Source organism: Erythrobacter sp. NFXS35, assembly GCF_040148725.1.
Classification (GTDB): Bacteria; Pseudomonadota; Alphaproteobacteria; order Sphingomonadales; family Sphingomonadaceae; genus Erythrobacter.
Window position 1 is genome coordinate 650,541 of sequence record NZ_JAGDEB010000001.1, and the last position, 18,166, is coordinate 668,706.

Below are 18,166 nucleotides of genomic sequence, written 5' to 3' on the forward strand. Positions count from 1 at the left end.
GCGGAACGGTAGGGTACCGAAGACCAAACCAGGAGACTACACATGACCTTCTTCAAGAACCTCATTCGTGACGAGCAGGGCGCCACCGCCATCGAATACGGCCTGATCGCTGCTCTGATCGCCGTTGCTGCCATCACCGGCATGACCGCGCTGGGCGGCACTCTGGAGAGCACCTTCCAGAACGTGTCGACCAAGATGCAGCCGGGCGTTACCGGCGGCGCTTCAGCCTAATCTTCGGTTACCATAACCGACGGAAGCGGCGGGGGGAAACCCCCGCCGCTTTTCGTTTGGGCGCCATGTTATCGGGGATGCGCCAATGCGCTGCCAAGGTTACCGCCCACGCACCACCAGCTTGACCTTCTGACCCGGCACCAGCTGATCGCGGCTGCCGAGCGCATTTAGCACCCGGAAGCGTTCTTCCTGTGCAGCCGGATAGGCCATGCGCCGCGCCAGACTCGCCACCGTGTCCCCGCGCTGCACCGTCACAACTTGCAGTTTTTTTGGTACCACGTTGCCAGCTTCGGCCGAGGTGATCCGCCGCATCGACTGAAACATCGGGTTGAACGTGCCCGCACGGCCTGCAGGCGCAATCGCGAGGAAGTGATAAGCGCGGTCGCGCGCGAATTCATAGGCGAACACCACGACATCCACCTGATTTCCGCCGCTGTTGACCCGCGCCTCGCCGACAAGGGCGGGCAGCCCGTTGACAGTGGTGCGCTGCATCCGCGCCGGTGCCAAAGTGGCATTCTCTCCGCCCAATGCCGCAAACTGCTGGCGCACATAGGTGTCGAGGTCACCATTATAGGGCGCCAGCGTCATCTTGGCCTGCCCCCCCTGCCCGTTGATACTGACTTCACGCGTACCGTTGACCATGAAGAAGCCCTGCGGCGCGGTAAAGGACAGGCGCAGTTCGGGATGAATGAACTGGCTGCCTTCGATGACACCTTGCGCCGGATCATCGCCGTAGAGCAGCCCGTCGACCCTCGCGAGGAAGGTATCGCGGTTGGTGACGGTGGCCCCAGTTGGAGGCGTGGCCTTGGCAAGCGCTGCCTGAACGCGGCTGGCTGGATCGGGATGGGTCGAGGCCCATTCCGGGGCGGTCGCATTGCGGCCCTGCAATCTGGCGTCGAGCGCGTTCTGCGCCGCAAGGCTGGCGAGAACCGTACCCATCGCCCGCGGATCATAGCCCGCGCGATTGAGATAAGAGATGCCGAGCGTATCGGCTTCAAGCTCCTGCTGGCGTGAATAGCTCAGGGTCAGCAGTTGCGAACCCTGCAGAAAGGTCCGCGAAAGCGTGTCTGCAATGCCGCTATCGCCCAGCAGCACCGAACTCCCGATCGCGCCCAGCACACCGAGGATTGAGTTGCGCTGCGCGGTCTGCGCCCGGCGCTGGGAATGGCGGGCGGCGACGTGGCCGACCTCATGCCCCAGAACAGCCGCCAACTCGGCCTCGTTATTCATCAGCGTCACCAACTGGCGCGTGGTATAGACATAGCCGCCCGGCACCGCGAAAGCATTGTGAATGGGCGAATTCAGCAGGCTGACGGTAAAGCTCTCGCGCGCATTGCCGAGCCCCGACTGCACCGCGATGTTCTTGCCCACCTGTTCCACATACGCGGCGTACGGCCCGCTCATCGCGCCGCCGAATTCCGCCAGGAATTGCGGGTGATATTCCGCCCCCTGCTGCGCCTCTTGCTGAGTGATGGGGGTTGAAGCAGAAGGGATCGGCCCGCCCATGCCCACGCACCCGGCCAGTGCCAACGGCGCGGCACCGATTGCCAGCATCCTGCGTGTAAATCGCGTCATCGCCTGTTCTCCCGCTATGTTATCTTTCCCGAAAATATCGGTAAACCACATACGGGCATAGCCGTGGACGCCTGAACCTTAACCCCCAATGGCGAGGAAGCGTTCCTCACGCACGGCGATCAGTTGTTCACCAGTCTTGGCCGAAAGCCCGTCAAGCTCCTCGGTCAGCGCGTCTCCGAGCATCCGTGCCGCCGCCGCCGCATCGCGCTGCGCCCCGCCGAGCGGCTCCTTGACGATCCGGTCAATCACGTTGTCGCGTTTGAGATGCTGGGCGGTGACCTTCATCGCCTGGGCTGCATCCGCTGCCTTTTCGGACGTGCGCCACAGGATCGAGGCGCAGCCTTCGGGCGAGATCACCGAATAGACCGCGTGCTCCATCATCAGCACCCGGTTGGCCGAAGCCAGCGCCACCGCGCCGCCCGATCCGCCCTCGCCCACGATCGCCGCAATCATCGGCACCGGCAGCGCGAGGCAGGCCTCGGTCGAACGGGCGATGGCTTCGGCCTGCCCGCGCTCCTCCGCTTCGATCCCCGGAAACGCGCCCGAGGTATCCACCAGCGTGACCACTGGCAGTCCGAACCGGCCCGCCAGTTCCATCAGCCGGATCGCCTTGCGATAACCTTCGGGCTTGCCCATCCCGAAATTGTGCTTGATCCGGCTCTGAGTATCATTGCCCTTTTCGTGCCCGATCAGCATCACCCTGCGACCGTTCAGACGCGCAAAACCGCCCATGATAGCAAGGTCGTCGCCATATAGCCGGTCTCCGCCCAGCGGCATAAAATCGGTAAACGCATGCGCAACGTAGTCGCGGAAATGCGGCCGCTGCGGATGGCGCGCGACCTGCGTCTTCTGCCACGGGGTAAGCGAGGCATAGGTGCTGGCGAGCAGTTCGGTGCTCTTGGCTTCAAGCCGGGCGATCTCTTGGGCGACATCGACATCGTGCAGCGCATTCACGTTGCGCAATTGAGCGATGCGTTCTTCGAGCTGGGCAACCGGCTTCTCGAAATCGAGATAGGATATCATCGCGCGGCGCTAGTCCGATGTTGCCCGGGTTGCAAGTGAAGGCTGGGCAAGCGGGTGGCGCGAATTGACCAGCGCCACCAGTCTTGCAGGCTCGACATGGGTGTAGATTTGCGTGGTTGCGATGTCGGCATGGCCAAGCAGGGTCTGCAGCACGCGCAGGTCCGCGCCGCCTTCCAGCAGGTGTGTCGCAAAGGCATGGCGCAACACGTGGGGACTAATTGCGGAAGGATCGAGGTCAGCGCGCGCAGCCAATGCCTTGATGATCTGGAACAGGCGAATACGGGTCAGGTGCGTGCCGCCGCGCGACCGAAACAGGTATCGCGAGGCGGGCAGGCTCGGTCGCACCGCCACCCAGCGCGCCAGCGCCTCCAGCGCGCGGTCACCCACCGGCACCAGGCGAGTCTGGCCGCCCTTGCCGGTGACGGTCAGGAACGGCGCATCGCGCGGCACCGCATGCAGCGGTAGCGCCACCAGTTCGCTCGCCCGCAAGCCCGAACCATACAGCAGTTCGATCAGCGCCAGTTGCCGCACCGCCCTGGGCTCATCGCTTGCCGCTTCCAGCTCGGCGCGGGCGAACAGGGTGGCGATGGCATCGTGGGACAGCACCTTGGGCAAGGGACGCCGGGTGCGCGGGGAAGGCAACACGCCCGAAGGATCGTCGCGCCGCCACCCTTCGCCGATGGCGAAGCCGAAGAATTGCCGCAGCGCCGAAGCCTTGCGTGCGACGGTGGCCGGGGCAAGCGTAGCCCATTCCCGAGAGAGACCGGCGACGGCATCGCGCGGCGCAATCGCCAGATCGCCGATCGCCTCTTCCGCCCCCGCCAGATCGCGGCGGTAGGCAGCCAGCGTGTTGATCGCGGCACCGCGCTCGGCGGCGAGCATGGCGAGAAAGGCCTCGGTCGCTGCCGACACCGCGCCGCGCCTCAACCGCGCGCGACCGCCTCGGCGGCGATCATCCTTGCCTCGGCATCCAGCCCGACGCGGCGCAGGGCAGACGTGATGTGATACAGGTGCAGCGGGGTCATCGCTTCCCAGCTTGTCCCCTGCATCCCCAGCCCCGCCAACAGCGCCACCAGCGCCGGATTGTTCACTTCGGCCGCACGTGCAATGGCGCGAGACCAGCGGGTCTCACGGCCGATGTCGATTCCGATACGTTCTGCCAGCGTGCCCGCATCGCCCGACGAAAGCTTGCCCAATCCGGCCAGCCCCGCCACCAGAAACGCCGATTTGCGCGCCCCGGTGCTGTCATCGTCGGCGATGAAAGCGTCGACTGCCCCTGTCGATACCTCGCCGGTGCCGGGCGCGGAAAGCGCAATCAGCGCCCAGCCGAGCGAGCCGTCTTCCACCACACCGCGCCAAGCCATCGCATCGCGATCGAGCCCGGCCGTCAGCATCGCGGCGATCAGTGCGCCTGCTGCATCGGCGTGCACAGCACTGGCCGGGATACGCGCCGCGGCATAGGCGGTCAGCACCTGCGCGGCGTAACCATCGCCGCCGCCAATCTCCTGACCCGCATCCCACAGGCTTTTCATCGCGGCGATCCGAGCGGCAGGATCATCGGCCAGATAGGCATCGCGCAGAGTGGCTGCATGGGCCGCAGCCTCGCCCTCCGCAGCGGGATCGGCATACAACGCGCTGTAGAAATCGATCAGCGCCTGCGAGGAGAGGATGCCCTCCCGTGCGGCCCGCCCGGCGAAGGGCACGCGCTGGACGATTGGCAGCATGGGCAGCAGCGCGCCGCTGCGCGCGTAATATGCCCCGCCGCGCACGGACATTGCGGATTGCAGCAACGGATCCGGCACCGGCTCACCCAGTGCAGTCGCTAGACCGAAGCGCCAGGGGTTAAGTTCCTCCACCCCGTCCCACTCGATCTCAACCGCACGCTGGCCGCGCCCTGCCGCCCCGGCGAAGCGGCGCGCCAGCAGCACGTCGATGCGCGGAGCGGTGCCGCGGAACAGCGCCCGGTCAAGCTGCGATGCGGCGAGCGCGCTTTCCCCGGCATAGGCGTTGCAGATCGCCTGCAGCATCTGCCATTCGCCATCTTCGCGCGCTGAACCCTGCAGGCGCACCGCCGGACACGCCCCGGTGATGTCACCGACGCCGATATAGGCGCTCAGCGCCTCGGCGGTCAGTTCCCCCGACCAGTTTGCGGCATCGATATCCTGCACCACCGCGCGCGCCACTGCATATTCGCCCAGCCGGTTGAGCAGGCCAACGCGCAGCGCGGCGAATTCGACCGGCTCCATCCCCGCAGGCGCAGCCATCCGGCTGGCGAGCGCGCGGCGAAGCAGGATATGGCCCCAGCGCGACACCATCGGCCCCGTATTTCCCGCCAGCGCCGCGCGCACCAGCGCGGCAGGCTGATTGGCGAGCGCAAGCGGCGGCAATCCGCCTTCATTGGCCGCCAGCACCCCGATGCGGGTCATCGCCCGGCGCGCGCCCGGAGGAATATCGAACTTGGGTTTCAGCCCGAGCAGTTGGTCAAGCTCCTCGGTCGACATGCTTTCCAGTTCTTCCAGGCTCGGCAGACGTTCCAGATCGTCACGCGTGATCGAAGGCAATGCCGGCAAATCGGCCGGCGTTGCGGGAGTGGGCGACGGCTGGGCCGTGCCGGTTCCGGCCTCATCCGGCGCCGGTCGAGCAATTGGCGGCGGCCCGGAAGTGGGCGTGGCGGTGGGCGTCGGCTCCGGATCGTCGAACCCCGGCGGTAGGATCGATTCGGGCTGGCCCTGCGCCGTCGCAACACCCGCTACGCCAGCCCCGCCGACCGCGCCTGCAAGGCCAAGTGCCAGGACGCTGGCCGCCACGGCACGGTGCGATAGCATGCGGATCATTGCGGCGCTCCGGGCAGTTCGACAGGTTCGGCAATCGGGCGGAGCGGCTTTTCCCCGCCATCGAAATAGGCCAACCCCGCCGCAGCGGCGAACAATACCAGCACCAACACCACGCGCTGCAACCGCAAGCGCGGGCGCAGCGACGGTTCACGCGCGAGAATCTGCCGGGAAGTAGGCGGACTGGAAAGCTTTGCCATATTGCACGCGCCCTAGCCCATCTATAGGCCGTGCGGCAATGTCCGCCGAGCCTGCATCAACCGATCACGATCCCGCTGCAATCGCTGCGATCGCCGCGCGGATCACCCGTCCGGTGGTGCTGGTAGGGTTGATGGGCGTCGGCAAATCGACCGTCGGGCGCAAGCTTGCCCGGATACTGGCGCGCGATTTCGTCGATGCCGATGATGCCATTTCCGAAGCCGCGCAGCTCAGCATTCCGGAAATCTTCGCCCAGTTCGGGGAGGCTTACTTCCGCGATGGCGAGCGCCGCGTGATCGCGCGCCTGATCGAGGAAGGTCACGGCGTCATCGCGACCGGTGGTGGGGCATTCGTCGATCCATCGACAAGGGCGTTGATCCTCGACACGGGCATTGCGGTGTGGATCGATTGCGATGTCGATACGCTTGTAGAACGCACCGCACGACGCAACACCCGCCCGCTGCTGCAGGGCGGCGATCCGCACGAAATTCTCACCCGTCTGGCCGCCGAACGCGCGCCATTCTATGCCGAAGCTCCCATCCGCGTGGTTAGCGAGAACGGCCCACACGCCGATACCGTCCGCGCCATCATCAAGGCGATCGATCAATGGCTGTAATTCCCGTCGCGCTTGCCGGGCGCGGGTATGATGTGGTTATCGAAGAAAATCTGCTGGGGCGGCTGGCGGCAGCGGCTGCGCCATGGCTCCAGAACTATGCGGGCGGGCGGAAGGTGCCGTTCGTTGCCGACACCAACACCCACAGGCTGTATCACGCGGGCGTAGACGCCAACCTCACCGAGCACGGGTTTGCCGCAGAATGGTTCGTGGTCGAACCGGGCGAGGATGCGAAAAGCTGGTCGTCGCTGGCACGGCTGACCGACTGGCTGCTGGCGCTGGGCGTCACCCGTTCGGATCATGTCTTCGCACTGGGAGGCGGGGTGGTGGGCGATCTGGTCGGCTTCGCTTGCGCGATACTGAAGCGCGGCTGCGGCTTCGTGCAGGTGCCTACGACACTGCTGGCGCAGGTCGATTCGTCGGTGGGCGGCAAGACCGCGATCAATACGGCGGCCGGCAAGAACTTGATCGGCGCGTTCCATCAGCCGTCGCTGGTGCTGATCGATCCGAGAGTTCTTGGCACGCTGCCCGACCGCGAAATGCGCGCAGGCTATGCCGAAGTGCTCAAATACGGATTACTCGGCAACGCAGCGTTCTTTGGCTGGCTGGAGGCAAACAGCGCAGCAGTGCTGGCGCGCGAACCGCAGGCGCTCGAACACGCCATCGCCACCAGCATCGCGATGAAAGCCCGGATCGTCGCCGAGGATGAGCGCGAGACGCAGGATTGCCGGGCGCTCCTCAATCTGGGGCATACCTTCGGCCATGCGCTGGAGGCGGAGACCGGCTTTTCCGACCGGCTGCTGCACGGCGAGGCGGTAGCGATGGGTATGGCGCTGGCGGCACGCTATTCCGCACGGCGGCGAGAGATTTCCGCCGATGATGCCGAACGTGCGGCGCGCGCGATCGCGGCGGCGGGGCTCCCCGCTGATCTTCCAGCGCTCGGCCTCACCTGCGACGGCGCGCGGCTGGTGGAGCACATGCGACACGACAAGAAAAAGGAAGGCAAAACCCTGCCCTTTCTGCTGCTGCGTAATCTGGGTGAAGCGTATATGGCGCGCGATGTCGATCTTCGCGACCTTGCCGTGTTCCTCGACGACGCGTTGGGGCGTAGCTGATCAACCTGCCGGACGGCCTTGCAGTTTCGCAACATTATCAGTCAATTGATTGGCATTAGCCAGCAGTAGCTCGGCTTCCATCATGGCATCGTGTTCAGCAAATAATTGTTCGATTTCCGCTCGGCGCTCGAGAATCTTGGAAGCGATGCCGGGTGCGAGACTCTCCCCCTCGCCCACTTGTCCTAGCAGGCTGGCCAAATCGCTGACCGTCGCATCGCGGGCGTTCTTGAAGAAATTACCCTTGCGATCAAAATATCCGGTTTTGCAAATTGCCATCGAAACAGACCCTTTCGCCAAGATTCATCCGAGCGCGTTCGTTCGCGACTCGGCTTGTGTCAGCGTCGGTCCAACTTATCCCAAGCGCCGAAATCGGGTGCTGACTTCGTATAAGATCGGACGAATTCTTCCGAGAAGTTTGTAAGAAAATTACGTTACAAGGTAATTTGCTGCTGCAGCTGCCTTTGCAAACCCCGCCTCATTGGACCGTGCCGATCCGCCTGCGTCAAAACAGCCGCACCCCGTTCGGCACCGGATGGTCAGGCGCGAACAGTACCACCTCGCCAGCATCATCGGCAAAGCCCAGCGTCAGCACTTCGGACATGGCGGGGCCGATCTGGCGCGGAGGGAAGTTGACCACGGCGGCGACCTGCCGCCCAATCAATTCATCCGGATTGTAATTGGCCGCGATCTGCGCGCAGCTTTTCTTCTCGCCGATCACCGCGCCGAAGTTGATGCGGAGGCGGTAGCTCGGCTTGCGCGCTTCGGGAAAATCCTCTGCCGCCACGATGGTACCGATGCGGATATCGACCTTGAGGAAATCCTCGAAGGCGATCGGCTCGCCCTCAGGCGCATCGGGGTCGTGGCTAAGATGCATTATTCCAGTTCCAGAATCACTGCATCCACCGCAAGGCTTTCGCCCTCGGCAGCGTTGATCTTGGCGATCACCCCTTCCTTTTCGGCGCGCAGGATGTTTTCCATCTTCATCGCCTCGACCGTGGCCAGCGGCTGGCCGGGCTGCACTGTCTCGCCCGCCGCCACATGCAGCTTCACCAGCATCCCCGGCATCGGACAGATAAGAAAGCGCGACAGATCGGGCGGCAGCTTTTCGATCATCAACGCTTCGTGCCGCGCCAACCGTAGCGGTAGCACCAGCGCGGTGTGCGCTGCGCCGCGCGTCGTGACCTTCCACTGATTACCGGTCCGCTCGACAATCATGCCAAGCTGCATTTCCGCGCCATCGCCAACCTTGCCGGTAGCTTCGGCCTGCACCATGCCCGGTCGCCAGTCGCAGGTGCCTTCGACCCGCACGCCGTCGACCATGGCATGGCCATCGCCCAGCACCACTTCGAAGCGTTCGTTGCCGAGCTTCACCTGCCACTCGCTGCTCACGCGCTTGACGCCTTCGCTTCCGTCGTCGCCATCGAGTTGGCCACTGATCCGCCGCGCACGGCTTTGCAGGGTGAACTCGTTGCCCGCGCAGACCGCCGCAAGCAGGCGCTGCAGATCGTCGGACGTCGCCGCCCCGTGGAATCCCTCGGGATATTCCTCGGCGATGAAGCCGGTGGTCAGTTCGCCTGATCGGAAGCGCGGATGCTGCATGATCGCGGAGAGAAAATCGACATTGTGGCCAAGGCCCTTGATGCGGAAGTTGTCGAGCGCCTCGATCTGCAGGTCCGCCGCTTCATCGCGGGTGGGGGCCCAGGTGATCAGCTTGGCAATCATCGGATCGTAGAAGCGTGAGACTTCGCCGCCGTGATAGACGCCGTCGTCGACACGCACCGAACCATTGCCGCGAGCGACGCCGCGGCGCGCCATGCCCGCGACGGTTTCATCTTCCGTCCAGCCCGGCAGCGGCGGGGAATATTCAACCAGCCGCCCTGTGCTGGGCAGGAACCCGCGATAGGGGTCTTCGGCATAGACACGGTTTTCGATCGCCCAGCCATCGATCCCGATATCGTCCTGCGTCATGCCGAGCTTCTCGCCGTAAGCGACGCGGATCATCTGTTCGACCAGGTCGATCCCGGTGATCGCTTCGGTAACGGGGTGTTCGACCTGAAGGCGGGTGTTCATTTCGAGGAAGTAGAAGCTCTCCCCCGTCGGGTCAGCGCCAGAAACGATCAGTTCGACCGTGCCCGCCGAATAATACCCCACCGCGCGCGCCAGGGCGACGCATTGCTCGCCCATCGCCTTGCGCATCTTGGGTGTGACGAAGGGCGACGGCGCTTCCTCGACCACCTTCTGGTGGCGGCGCTGGATCGAACATTCGCGCTCGTTGAGGTAAAGTATATTGCCGTGCTGATCGCCGAGGATCTGAATTTCGATGTGGCGCGGATTGAGGATGAACTTCTCGATGAACACGCGGTCATCGCCGAAGCTGCTCAGCCCCTCGCGCTTCACGGCTTCGAAGCCTTCGCGCACGTCGGCTTCGCTGTAAGCAAGGCGCATCCCCTTGCCGCCGCCGCCGGCTGAAGCCTTCATCATCACCGGATAGCCGATCTCGTCCGAAATCCGCACCGCGTGCTCGGTATCATCGATCTCGCCGACAAAGCCGGGGACGACATTCACCCCCGCCTGCATCGCGAGTTTCTTGGATTCGATCTTGTCCCCCATCGCGGCGATGGCGTTCACCGGCGGGCCGATGAAGGCGATGTTTTCCTTGGCCAGCGCCTCGGCGAAAGACGTGCGTTCGGACAGAAAGCCGTAGCCAGGGTGGACCGCTTCGGCCCCGGTCTGCTTGCAGGCTGCGATGATCTTGTCCGCGATCAGATAAGACTCGGCGGCTGGCGACGGGCCAATATGCACCGCCTCGTCCGCCATCGCCACAAAGGGAGCGCGCGCATCGGCATCGGAGTAGACCGCGACGGTCTTGATCCCCATTTTGCGAGCGGTGGTAATGACCCGGCAGGCGATTTCGCCGCGGTTGGCAATCAGGATTTTCGAGAACAAGGCGGACAACCTCTCATGCTTTCGCGTTATCTTGTCACGGGGCTATGCCGAGGGATTGCGCGGCAAGCAAGCTAGCGGATTTGTGCTTTCAGGCAGCGTCTTCGACCAGTTCGCGCAGTTCATCGGTGCGCATCCGGGTGAGCCGGGCCTTGCAGGTCGATACCAGCAACGGTTCCAGACTGCCGCCGCGCGCGTAGTATCCCTCAAGGCGGCAATGCGCGTCGCGGTAGCGCAGCCATGCGCGCTGCGCTTCGAGCAGGCTTTCAAAATAGCCCTCGCGGGTATCGTCACCGGCATATTCGACAAAGCTTTCATCGCGAGCCTTCATCGCGGCGGCGGTTTCTTTCCACTGCGCGTTGAGGCGTTCGTCGGCGACTTCGAAATCGCGTGCGGCGCACCAGTTCATTTCCTGCTGCACCTGCGGGTCTTCGCAATTCCAGCTTGGCACAGGTGGCTCAGCCGATTGCAGCAGCAGCGGGAGGATCAGCGAGGCGATCATGCGGCGTTCCTTTCAGCAAAACCGATCAGGCTGTCAGCATAAGCGGACGCGCCCCGGCGGTCACCCTCGCCGCTGACGAGCGTTTGCACCGCCTTGCCGAGCATGGCGATATTGGCGGGGGAAAGGCTGCCGAGCGGTTCGACATAAACGCCAATGCTGAACAGGATCGCGCCCGTCTGCGGCAGTCGCCGGAGAGTCTGGCGTTCGGAGCGCACGAACAGGGCCTCGCCCGCATTTTCCGGCGTGACGTGGGCAAAGGCCTGATGCGGCGGTCGGTCGGGGAGCCAGCGGCGATTCCCCGTGGCAGCGATGAACCAGTTGCAGCGGGCATAGATCGGGCCGGGGCGGAGCGTCGCCATAAAGCGGTCGACCCCGGTGGCGAGTTGCTCCTCATAGCCTGCGATCGGCGCATGGAGCGCGCGCAGGGGGAGGCCGATTTTCTCGGCGGGGCGCCAGTCCGAGGGCCAAGCCACCGCCGCGCCGATCAGCCGGTAAACCTCCGCATCACCGCGCTTCGTCAGCAGGCACAGGTCTTCGTGCGTGGCGAGTGCTGCTTCGAGAAGCCCGCCGGTGACGCCCAACATCACGGCGAGCTCGCGCCCCGGAGCGGCCGCATCGGGCGTCAGCTGCACCGCTTGCGGCCATTCGGCAAACCCAGCAGCGTGCGCCGCCAGATCGGGCGCGGGATCGAGCCACTGATGCTCCTCCAGCTTGACCAGCCCCATCCGCAACTGCCCGCCCCCGCGCGCCTTGGGCAGCAAGGTGTCGACGGAAAAGCCGAGGGTCATTCAGCCGCCCCGCCGCTCGCACCGCAGCACCATGCCGTATTCCTCCAGCCAGTCCGCCTCGGTCGGCAGCAGATATTGCAGCGCCTCAGGCATCAGGCCGTGCAGGGCGGTGGCGTGTCGCAGTTCGCTGCGGCGGTCGGAGAAGCAGTAGGGCTGATCCTTGGGCAAAACGCTAAACAGCCGCTCCATGCTGGTTTCGGTCGCCCCGCCCTCGTCGGCGAGACTGAGATAGAGCGGCGGCCGGGTGGCGGTACCCAATGCGCGGCGGCTCAGCGCCTCGCTGTCCCATTGCAGGCTTGGTGAAATTGCGGCGTAGCCGGTAAACAGTGCGGGCGTTTCGGCCCATGTCTCGACCACGAAATGCCCCGCCGCACTTTCGCCGACCAGTAAAGCGGTGCCATCGTGGCGATAGCGCGCTTCGACCATCGGCTTGAGCGTGTCCGCCAGCCACGCCCGGAACGCTGCGCTTTCGCCCGCTGAGGGATATTTCGCGCGCTCGACAGCATCGGCGGTTGCAGGGAGCAGTTCGCGCTGGCGGTCCTTGGTTTCGATCCCGACGATGATCGCGTCCTGGCTGCGCCCCCATAGCGCACCCCAGCGCACAAGGCCCGCGCCCATCATCAGGTCCTGCTTCACCGCGCCATCAAGCAGATACACCACCGGCCAGAGCCGCTCCGGCTCGGCTTCGTAGTCGGGCGGCAGAATGATGTTGATGGCGCGTTGTTCGCCCAGCGCCTGCAATTTCACCGTCTCGCCGATGGTCAGTGGCTGCGGCTCCGGCACAGGGGCCGATGCCAATGCCGCTGCGGCGAGGAACGCAATCACTCCGCCGCCACTGCCGTCTTGCACGCCCGCGCCGGTTCCTCGCCTTGCAACGCGGTCAACCCTAGCTTGGCGAAGAGCGCGCCGTCGCTGTCATCGCCCGCGTTGGGCGCGGTCAGCAGCTTGTCGCCGGTGAAGATCGAATTCGCGCCCGCGAGGAAGCACAGCGCCTGTGTGGCTTCCGACATCGACTCCCGCCCGGCCGATAGCCGCACCATCGAACGCGGCATCGTGATCCGCGCGACCGCAACGGTGCGGACGAACTCGATATCGTCGATCTTGGCGAGCGGCGTGTCGGCGAGCATATTGCCCAGCACCGTGCCCTTCACCGGCACAAGCGCATTCACCGGCACGCTTTCGGGATGCTGCGGCAGGGTGGCGAGCGTGTGGACGAAGCCCACCCGGTCCTCGCGCGTCTCCCCCATGCCGACGATACCGCCACTGCACACGTTGATCCCGGCCTTGCGCACGTGATCGAGCGTATCGAGGCGGCACTGGAAATCGCGGGTAGAGATAACGCGCTCGTAATACTCTGGGCTGCTGTCAATATTGTGGTTGTAGTAATCCAGCCCCGCCTCGGCCAGCATCTCGGCCTGATGCGGCTCCAGCATCCCCAGCGTCATGCAGGTCTCCAGCCCCATGTCGCGCACGCCTTTCACGATCTCGACGATCGCGGGCATGTCGCGGTCCTTGGGATTGCGCCACGCAGCCCCCATGCAGAACCGCTGCGAGCCCGCATCCTTGGCTTGCGCGGCACGCTGGAGCACGGCCTGCACATCCATCAGCTTGGTGGCCTCGACGCCGCTGTCAGCCTTCACCGACTGCGAGCAATAGCCGCAATCCTCCGGACACCCGCCGGTCTTGATGCTGAGCAGGGTGCACAGCTGCACCTGCGTGGGCGGGTGGAATGCGCGGTGGACGCTGGCGGCCTGGAACAGCAACTCGGTGAAGGGGAGGTCGAATAGAGCCGCGATTTCGGTGCGGGTCCAATCGGTGCGGGGTTGGGTCATCGATTTTCCTTTACGCAATACTTCTGCCATCGCTTGACCAGCTTCTCGCGCTTGATCGCTTGGGGCATACCGGATTTTCCGATCGTCCGGAGCCACTTGTCATACTCGGACCGTGCGAAGCGACGGCCTTCCTCATTCAGCTGCAACCAGCGCACTACCAGATCGGGCGAGCGCGTGAATTCTACCTCATCGGACAAAAGATTCTGTTCGGCGAGGAACTCGAGGAAGACGTATTGCCCCTCCAATACCTCATGATGCCAATCGGGGTCGGGCCGACTGCCCTGTTCATCATCGATCGTCACGACTGTTCTGGCGATTGCCGGGAGATCGATGAAGATGAAGTCGATTTCCTGGCTCACTCCGCCGCCTCGTCCAGCCCCTCACCGAGCGGCGGCATGTTGTGGCCGAGCAGCACGAGAATATCCGCCGCGCATTCCACCACGTTGCTCCCCGGCCCGTAGATCCCCTGCACCCCTGCCTCGCGCAGATAGTCGTAGTCCTGCGGCGGGATCACGCCGCCTGCGGTCACCTTGATGTCGCCGCGTCCGGCTTCGCGCAGGAGCCGCACCAGTTCGGGGATCAGGGTCTTGTGGCCTGCCGCAAGGCTCGACGCGCCGACCACGTCGACGTCGTGTTCAAGCGCCATTGCAACGGATTCCTCAGGCGTCTGGAACAGAGGGCCGGAGACCACATCGAAACCCATGTCGCCGAAGGCGCTGGCGATCACATTCGCACCGCGATCGTGACCGTCCTGGCCCATCTTGGCGACCATGATACGCGGCTTGCGGCCCAAGCGGCGGCCCACGGCTTCCACGCCGTCGGTCACCTGTGCCCAGCGGCGGTCGAATTCATAGGCGCTCTTGTAGACGCCCGAGACCGGCGCAGGCGTGGCATCATGGCGGCCGAACACCTCTTCCATCGCGGCGGATATCTCGCCGAGGGTTGCGTCCGCTCGGGCAGCTTCGACGGCCAAAGCCAACAAATTGTGATCCCCCGCGAAGGCGGGGGCCTCAGTCGAAGGAGCGCCGGGCCGACCGAGGTCCCCGCCTGCGCGGGGACTCACGCGGGCGCCCTCGGTCAAAGCCGCCAAAGCAGCGCGGCACGCCGCCTCGTCCCTCCCTTCGCGCACCTTGGCGAGGCGGGCGATCTGGCCGGTGCGCACCTTCTGGTTGTCGATATCCAGCGTATCCATCGGGTCTTCGGCGTCTTTGCGATACTTGTTGACCCCGACGATCACCGTCTCGCCCTTGTCGATGCCCGTCTGCTTTTCCGCCGCCGCGCGCTCGATCGCGGCCTTGGGCGCACCGGTGGCGACATAGGCGGTCATGCCGCCCGCCGCATCGACCTCGGCCATCATCGCCTCGACCTCGGCCACCAGCGTGGCGGTCAGGGCCTCGATATAATGCGAGCCGCCAAGCGGATCGACGACGTTGCAGATGCCGCTTTCCTCCTGCAGCACCAATTGGGTGTTGCGCGCGATGCGGGCGCTGAAATCGGTCGGCAGCGCAATGGCTTCATCCAGCGCATTGGTGTGGAGCGACTGCGTGCCGCCCAGCACCGCCGCCATCGCTTCCACCGTGGTGCGGATGACATTGTTGTAGGGGTCCTGCTCTTGCAGCGAGACGCCGCTGGTCTGGCAGTGGGTGCGCAGCATCTTGGAGCGTTCGTCCTTCGCTCCCAGATCGTCCATCACCTTGTACCACAGCGTGCGCGCGGCGCGCAGCTTGGCGATCTCCATGAAGAAGTTCATGCCGATGCCGAAGAAGAAGCTCAAACGCCCTGCAAAGGCATCGATATCCAGCCCCGCCGCCATCGCGCGGCTCGCATATTCCTTGCCATCGGCGATGGTGAAGGCGAGTTCCTGCACCGCCGTCGCTCCGGCTTCGTGCATGTGGTAGCCAGAAATCGAAATCGAGTTGAATTTCGGCATGTTGGCCGAGGTATATGCGATGATGTCCGAAATGATCCGCATCGAAGGTTCGGGCGGGTAGATATAGGTGTTGCGGACCATGAACTCCTTGAGGATGTCGTTCTGGATCGTGCCCTCAAGCTTGTCCTGCGACACGCCCTGACGTTCGGCGGCGACGATGAAGAAGGCCAGCACCGGGATCACTGCGCCGTTCATCGTCATGCTGACGCTCATGGCATCGAGCGGGATCTGGTCGAACAGGATCTGCATATCCGCAACCGTGTCGATCGCCACCCCCGCCTTGCCGACATCGCCGACCACACGCGGGTGATCGGAATCATAGCCCCGGTGCGTGGCCAGATCGAAGGCGACCGACAGGCCCTTCTGCCCCATCGCCAGATTGCGGCGGTAGAAGGCGTTCGATTCCTCGGCGGTGGAGAAGCCAGCGTACTGCCGGATCGTCCATGGGCGGCCCGCATACATTGAGGCTTTTACCCCCCGCGTGAAAGGCGCGAAACCGGGGGGGCCGGGGTCGAAACCGGCGTGGTCTTCCTCGGTATAGAGCGGCTTGACGGCGATACCTTCGGGCGTGTGCCAGGTGAGGTCGCGGCCCTTCACTTCCTTGTCGGCGAGGGCTTTCCAGTCGGCGGGGGTGGGTTTGTTGGTCATTTCTACGCTATATCCGTTCGGGCTCAGCCTGTCGAAGCCCTGCCCTTCTAATTGAACCATACACCCGAAGAAGATCAGCCCTTCGAAAGCGAAGCTGTTGCGCAGCAACACCGCTCAGGGCGAACGGGTGTGGGTTTTATGGGGAGCTTACTCCCCCTTGAATTCCGCTTTCCGCTTCTGGAGGAAAGCCATGCCGCCCTCCGTCGCGTCCTTGCTCGCGCCTGCGATGCGCTGCCCTTCGGCCTCGGCGAGCAGCACCTGCGGGAGCGATCCGTCGAGCGCGGTTGCGATATTGCGCTTCATCGTGGCGTAGGCCACCGTCGGCCCGTTTGCCAGCTTGGTCGCCAGAGCGCGCGCTTCGTCCATCAACGCCGCATCATCGACGCACTTGTAGATCAGGCCCCATTCCTCGGCCTGCTCGCCGGAGATTTTCTCGCCCAGCATCATCATCCGCGTGGCGCGGGCGCGACCAATGGCGCGCAGCAGCAGCCAGGTCGATCCGCCATCGGGCACCAAACCGATGTTGACGAAGGCCTGAAGGAAATAAGCGCTCTTGCCCGCAATCGTGAAATCCGCCGCCAGCGCGAGGCTGCACCCCACACCCGCCGCCGGGCCATTGACCGCGCAGATCACCGGCACCTCGGCCCGCATGATCTGGCTGATCGCGGGATTGTAGTGGTTGGAGAGCGCCTTGTGGCTGCCGCCCTTGCCCGTCACCGCGCTCGATTCGCCGCGTGCGGAAAGGTCCGCGCCCGAACAGAAGCCCTTGCCCTCGCCGGTGATCAGCACTGCGCGAGCATCGCCGAGGTCGTAGAACGCCAGCCCGATCTCGTCCGCCATTTGCGGAGCCATGGCGTTAAGGCGTTCGGGGCGGTTGAGCGTGATGGTCAGCAGCGGGCCGTCGCGTTCGACGCGGATCGTTTCGTAGGACATTCTTCTCTCCGGTAAGATGTGTCAGTTCGACCAGTGCGCATCCTCGCGCGGGGTCTCCATGATCTCGGTAAGCATGCCGCCCATGTCCTTGGGATGGACGAAAAAGATAGGGGTGCCATGCGCGCCGATGCGGGTGGGGCCGAGGATGCGCTTGCCCAGTTCCTCGAGCTCGGCGCGGGCCTCGGCGATATCGGGCACTTCGAAGCACAGATGATGCTGCCCGCCGAGCGGGTTCTTGGCGAGGAAGCCGGCGAGCGTGGAGTTTTCCCCCAGCGGCTCGATCAGCTCGATCTGGGTGCCGTTCATGGCCCCGTCCGCGCCGGGCGTGTCGACGAAGCAGACCTTCACGCCCTGTTCCTCGAGGTCGAACGGCGTGTGGATCTTCGTCGCGCCCATCACGTCGCGGTAGAACGCGATGCTGTCAGCGATGGAGGGCGTGGCGACCCCGATGTGGTTGAGACGGCCGAGTTTCATGTGATCCCTTCGTCATTGCGAGGCGACGCAGTCGCCGTGGCAATCCAGTTCAAACCTCAGTTCCGGGCGCAGACGGCAGGACTGGATTGCTTCACTGCGTCCGCAATGACGAGAACCGGATCATTGTGCAATATCTGCAAACAGATCGCGCCAAGTGGGATTGTTCGCTTCGATCAAAGCAAGCTTAGCCTTGCGATTGCCCGCCTTGATCTGTTTTTCCCGCATGATTGCACTCTCCATCGTATCGTGTCGTTCAGACCAGACCAGCACTTTGCAGCCGTATCGCTTTGTGAAACCCTCGATAAGGCCCTCGCGGTGCTGCCAAACGCGTTGTGGCAGATTGGATGTTACACCAACGTAAATCGCACCGTTCCGTTTGCTGGCAATGATGTACACCGCCGGTAGCTTCGTCATTGCGAGCCATCAAAGGTGGCGCGGCAATGCAGGGCGTCTAACGAGCCGCTCTGGATTGCTTCGCTACGCTCGCAATGACGGACTAGATTCGTAGTCCTCATCTTCGAATCGCTTGG

At 64.3% G+C, this 18,166-nt stretch carries 20 protein-coding genes; 3 read left to right on the top strand and 17 right to left on the bottom strand.

What is annotated here, in order from left to right:
* Positions 1-42 precede the first annotated feature (42 nt).
* On the top strand, positions 43-231 hold the full coding sequence (locus tag J3454_RS03175) for a Flp family type IVb pilin (RefSeq protein ID WP_349512301.1): 189 nt from the start codon (positions 43-45) through the stop codon (positions 229-231).
* A gap of 99 nt (positions 232-330) precedes the next feature.
* Here the strand turns inward: J3454_RS03175 and J3454_RS03180 are convergent, their stop codons facing one another.
* The 5 genes from J3454_RS03180 to J3454_RS03200 all read right to left on the bottom strand — a co-directional run bounded on the left by J3454_RS03180 (position 331) and on the right by J3454_RS03200 (position 5,860).
* Positions 331-1,806: a M48 family metalloprotease gene (locus J3454_RS03180; protein ID WP_349512302.1), complete on the bottom strand. Its 1,476-nt coding sequence runs from the start codon at positions 1,804-1,806 to the stop codon at positions 331-333.
* Between the two features lie 78 nt (positions 1,807-1,884).
* Positions 1,885-2,829 carry an acetyl-CoA carboxylase carboxyltransferase subunit alpha gene (locus tag J3454_RS03185; RefSeq protein ID WP_349512303.1) on the bottom strand — a complete coding sequence of 315 codons (945 nt, stop codon included), beginning with the start codon at positions 2,827-2,829 and terminating at the stop codon, positions 1,885-1,887.
* Positions 2,830-2,838: 9 nt separating this feature from the next.
* Entirely contained in the window at positions 2,839-3,741 is a 903-nt protein-coding gene (locus J3454_RS03190; RefSeq protein ID WP_349512304.1) for a tyrosine recombinase, read from the bottom strand.
* Positions 3,742-3,752: 11 nt separating this feature from the next.
* The gene (locus J3454_RS03195) at positions 3,753-5,663 is read right to left on the bottom strand and encodes a hypothetical protein (protein ID WP_349512305.1); all 1,911 of its coding nucleotides are present in this window, start codon (positions 5,661-5,663) and stop codon (positions 3,753-3,755) included.
* Positions 5,660-5,860, bottom strand: coding sequence for a hypothetical protein (locus tag J3454_RS03200; protein ID WP_349512306.1), 201 nt, complete (start codon positions 5,858-5,860; stop codon positions 5,660-5,662). Before J3454_RS03200 ends, J3454_RS03195 begins: the two co-directional genes overlap by 4 nt.
* A 38-nt stretch (positions 5,861-5,898) precedes the next feature.
* On the opposite strand from J3454_RS03200, the gene J3454_RS03205 reads away from it, so the two are divergent.
* Together J3454_RS03205 and aroB are read left to right on the top strand one after the other, a co-directional pair.
* Positions 5,899-6,474 (top strand): shikimate kinase, encoded by a 576-nt coding sequence (locus tag J3454_RS03205; protein WP_349512307.1) that lies wholly within the window; start codon positions 5,899-5,901, stop codon positions 6,472-6,474.
* The gene (gene aroB / locus J3454_RS03210; protein WP_349512308.1) at positions 6,465-7,586 is read left to right on the top strand and encodes a 3-dehydroquinate synthase; all 1,122 of its coding nucleotides are present in this window, start codon (positions 6,465-6,467) and stop codon (positions 7,584-7,586) included. The genes J3454_RS03205 and aroB overlap by 10 nt, the downstream gene beginning before the upstream one ends.
* Here the strand turns inward: aroB and J3454_RS03215 are convergent, their stop codons facing one another.
* The 12 genes from J3454_RS03215 to J3454_RS03270 form a co-directional block, all read right to left on the bottom strand.
* The gene (locus tag J3454_RS03215) at positions 7,587-7,862 is read right to left on the bottom strand and encodes a hypothetical protein (protein ID WP_349512309.1); all 276 of its coding nucleotides are present in this window, start codon (positions 7,860-7,862) and stop codon (positions 7,587-7,589) included.
* Between the two features lie 226 nt (positions 7,863-8,088).
* Positions 8,089-8,460 carry a tRNA-binding protein gene (locus tag J3454_RS03220; RefSeq protein WP_349512310.1) on the bottom strand — a complete coding sequence of 124 codons (372 nt, stop codon included), beginning with the start codon at positions 8,458-8,460 and terminating at the stop codon, positions 8,089-8,091.
* On the bottom strand, positions 8,460-10,532 hold the full coding sequence (locus J3454_RS03225; RefSeq protein WP_349513129.1) for an ATP-binding protein: 2,073 nt from the start codon (positions 10,530-10,532) through the stop codon (positions 8,460-8,462). Before J3454_RS03225 ends, J3454_RS03220 begins: the two co-directional genes overlap by 1 nt.
* Before the next feature lie 88 nt (positions 10,533-10,620).
* Positions 10,621-11,031, bottom strand: coding sequence for a lysozyme inhibitor LprI family protein (locus tag J3454_RS03230; protein WP_349512311.1), 411 nt, complete (start codon positions 11,029-11,031; stop codon positions 10,621-10,623).
* Positions 11,028-11,819, bottom strand: coding sequence for a heme-dependent oxidative N-demethylase family protein (locus J3454_RS03235; RefSeq protein ID WP_349512312.1), 792 nt, complete (start codon positions 11,817-11,819; stop codon positions 11,028-11,030). The genes J3454_RS03230 and J3454_RS03235 overlap by 4 nt, the downstream gene beginning before the upstream one ends.
* A complete protein-coding gene (locus J3454_RS03240) occupies positions 11,820-12,668 on the bottom strand; it encodes an alpha/beta hydrolase (RefSeq protein WP_349512313.1) in 849 nt (282 codons plus the stop codon).
* A complete protein-coding gene (gene bioB / locus J3454_RS03245) occupies positions 12,641-13,651 on the bottom strand; it encodes a biotin synthase BioB (protein WP_349512314.1) in 1,011 nt (336 codons plus the stop codon). Before bioB ends, J3454_RS03240 begins: the two co-directional genes overlap by 28 nt.
* Positions 13,648-14,010 (bottom strand): hypothetical protein, encoded by a 363-nt coding sequence (locus J3454_RS03250; RefSeq protein WP_349512315.1) that lies wholly within the window; start codon positions 14,008-14,010, stop codon positions 13,648-13,650. The genes bioB and J3454_RS03250 overlap by 4 nt, the downstream gene beginning before the upstream one ends.
* Positions 14,007-16,229: a methylmalonyl-CoA mutase gene (gene scpA, locus J3454_RS03255; protein WP_349512316.1), complete on the bottom strand. Its 2,223-nt coding sequence runs from the start codon at positions 16,227-16,229 to the stop codon at positions 14,007-14,009. The genes J3454_RS03250 and scpA overlap by 4 nt, the downstream gene beginning before the upstream one ends.
* Before the next feature lie 147 nt (positions 16,230-16,376).
* Positions 16,377-17,162, bottom strand: coding sequence for an enoyl-CoA hydratase-related protein (locus J3454_RS03260; RefSeq protein WP_349512317.1), 786 nt, complete (start codon positions 17,160-17,162; stop codon positions 16,377-16,379).
* A 21-nt stretch (positions 17,163-17,183) separates the two neighbouring features.
* On the bottom strand, positions 17,184-17,636 hold the full coding sequence (gene mce / locus J3454_RS03265; RefSeq protein ID WP_349512318.1) for a methylmalonyl-CoA epimerase: 453 nt from the start codon (positions 17,634-17,636) through the stop codon (positions 17,184-17,186).
* A gap of 120 nt (positions 17,637-17,756) precedes the next feature.
* A complete protein-coding gene (locus tag J3454_RS03270) occupies positions 17,757-18,050 on the bottom strand; it encodes a GIY-YIG nuclease family protein (protein WP_349512319.1) in 294 nt (97 codons plus the stop codon).
* Positions 18,051-18,166 lie beyond the last annotated feature (116 nt).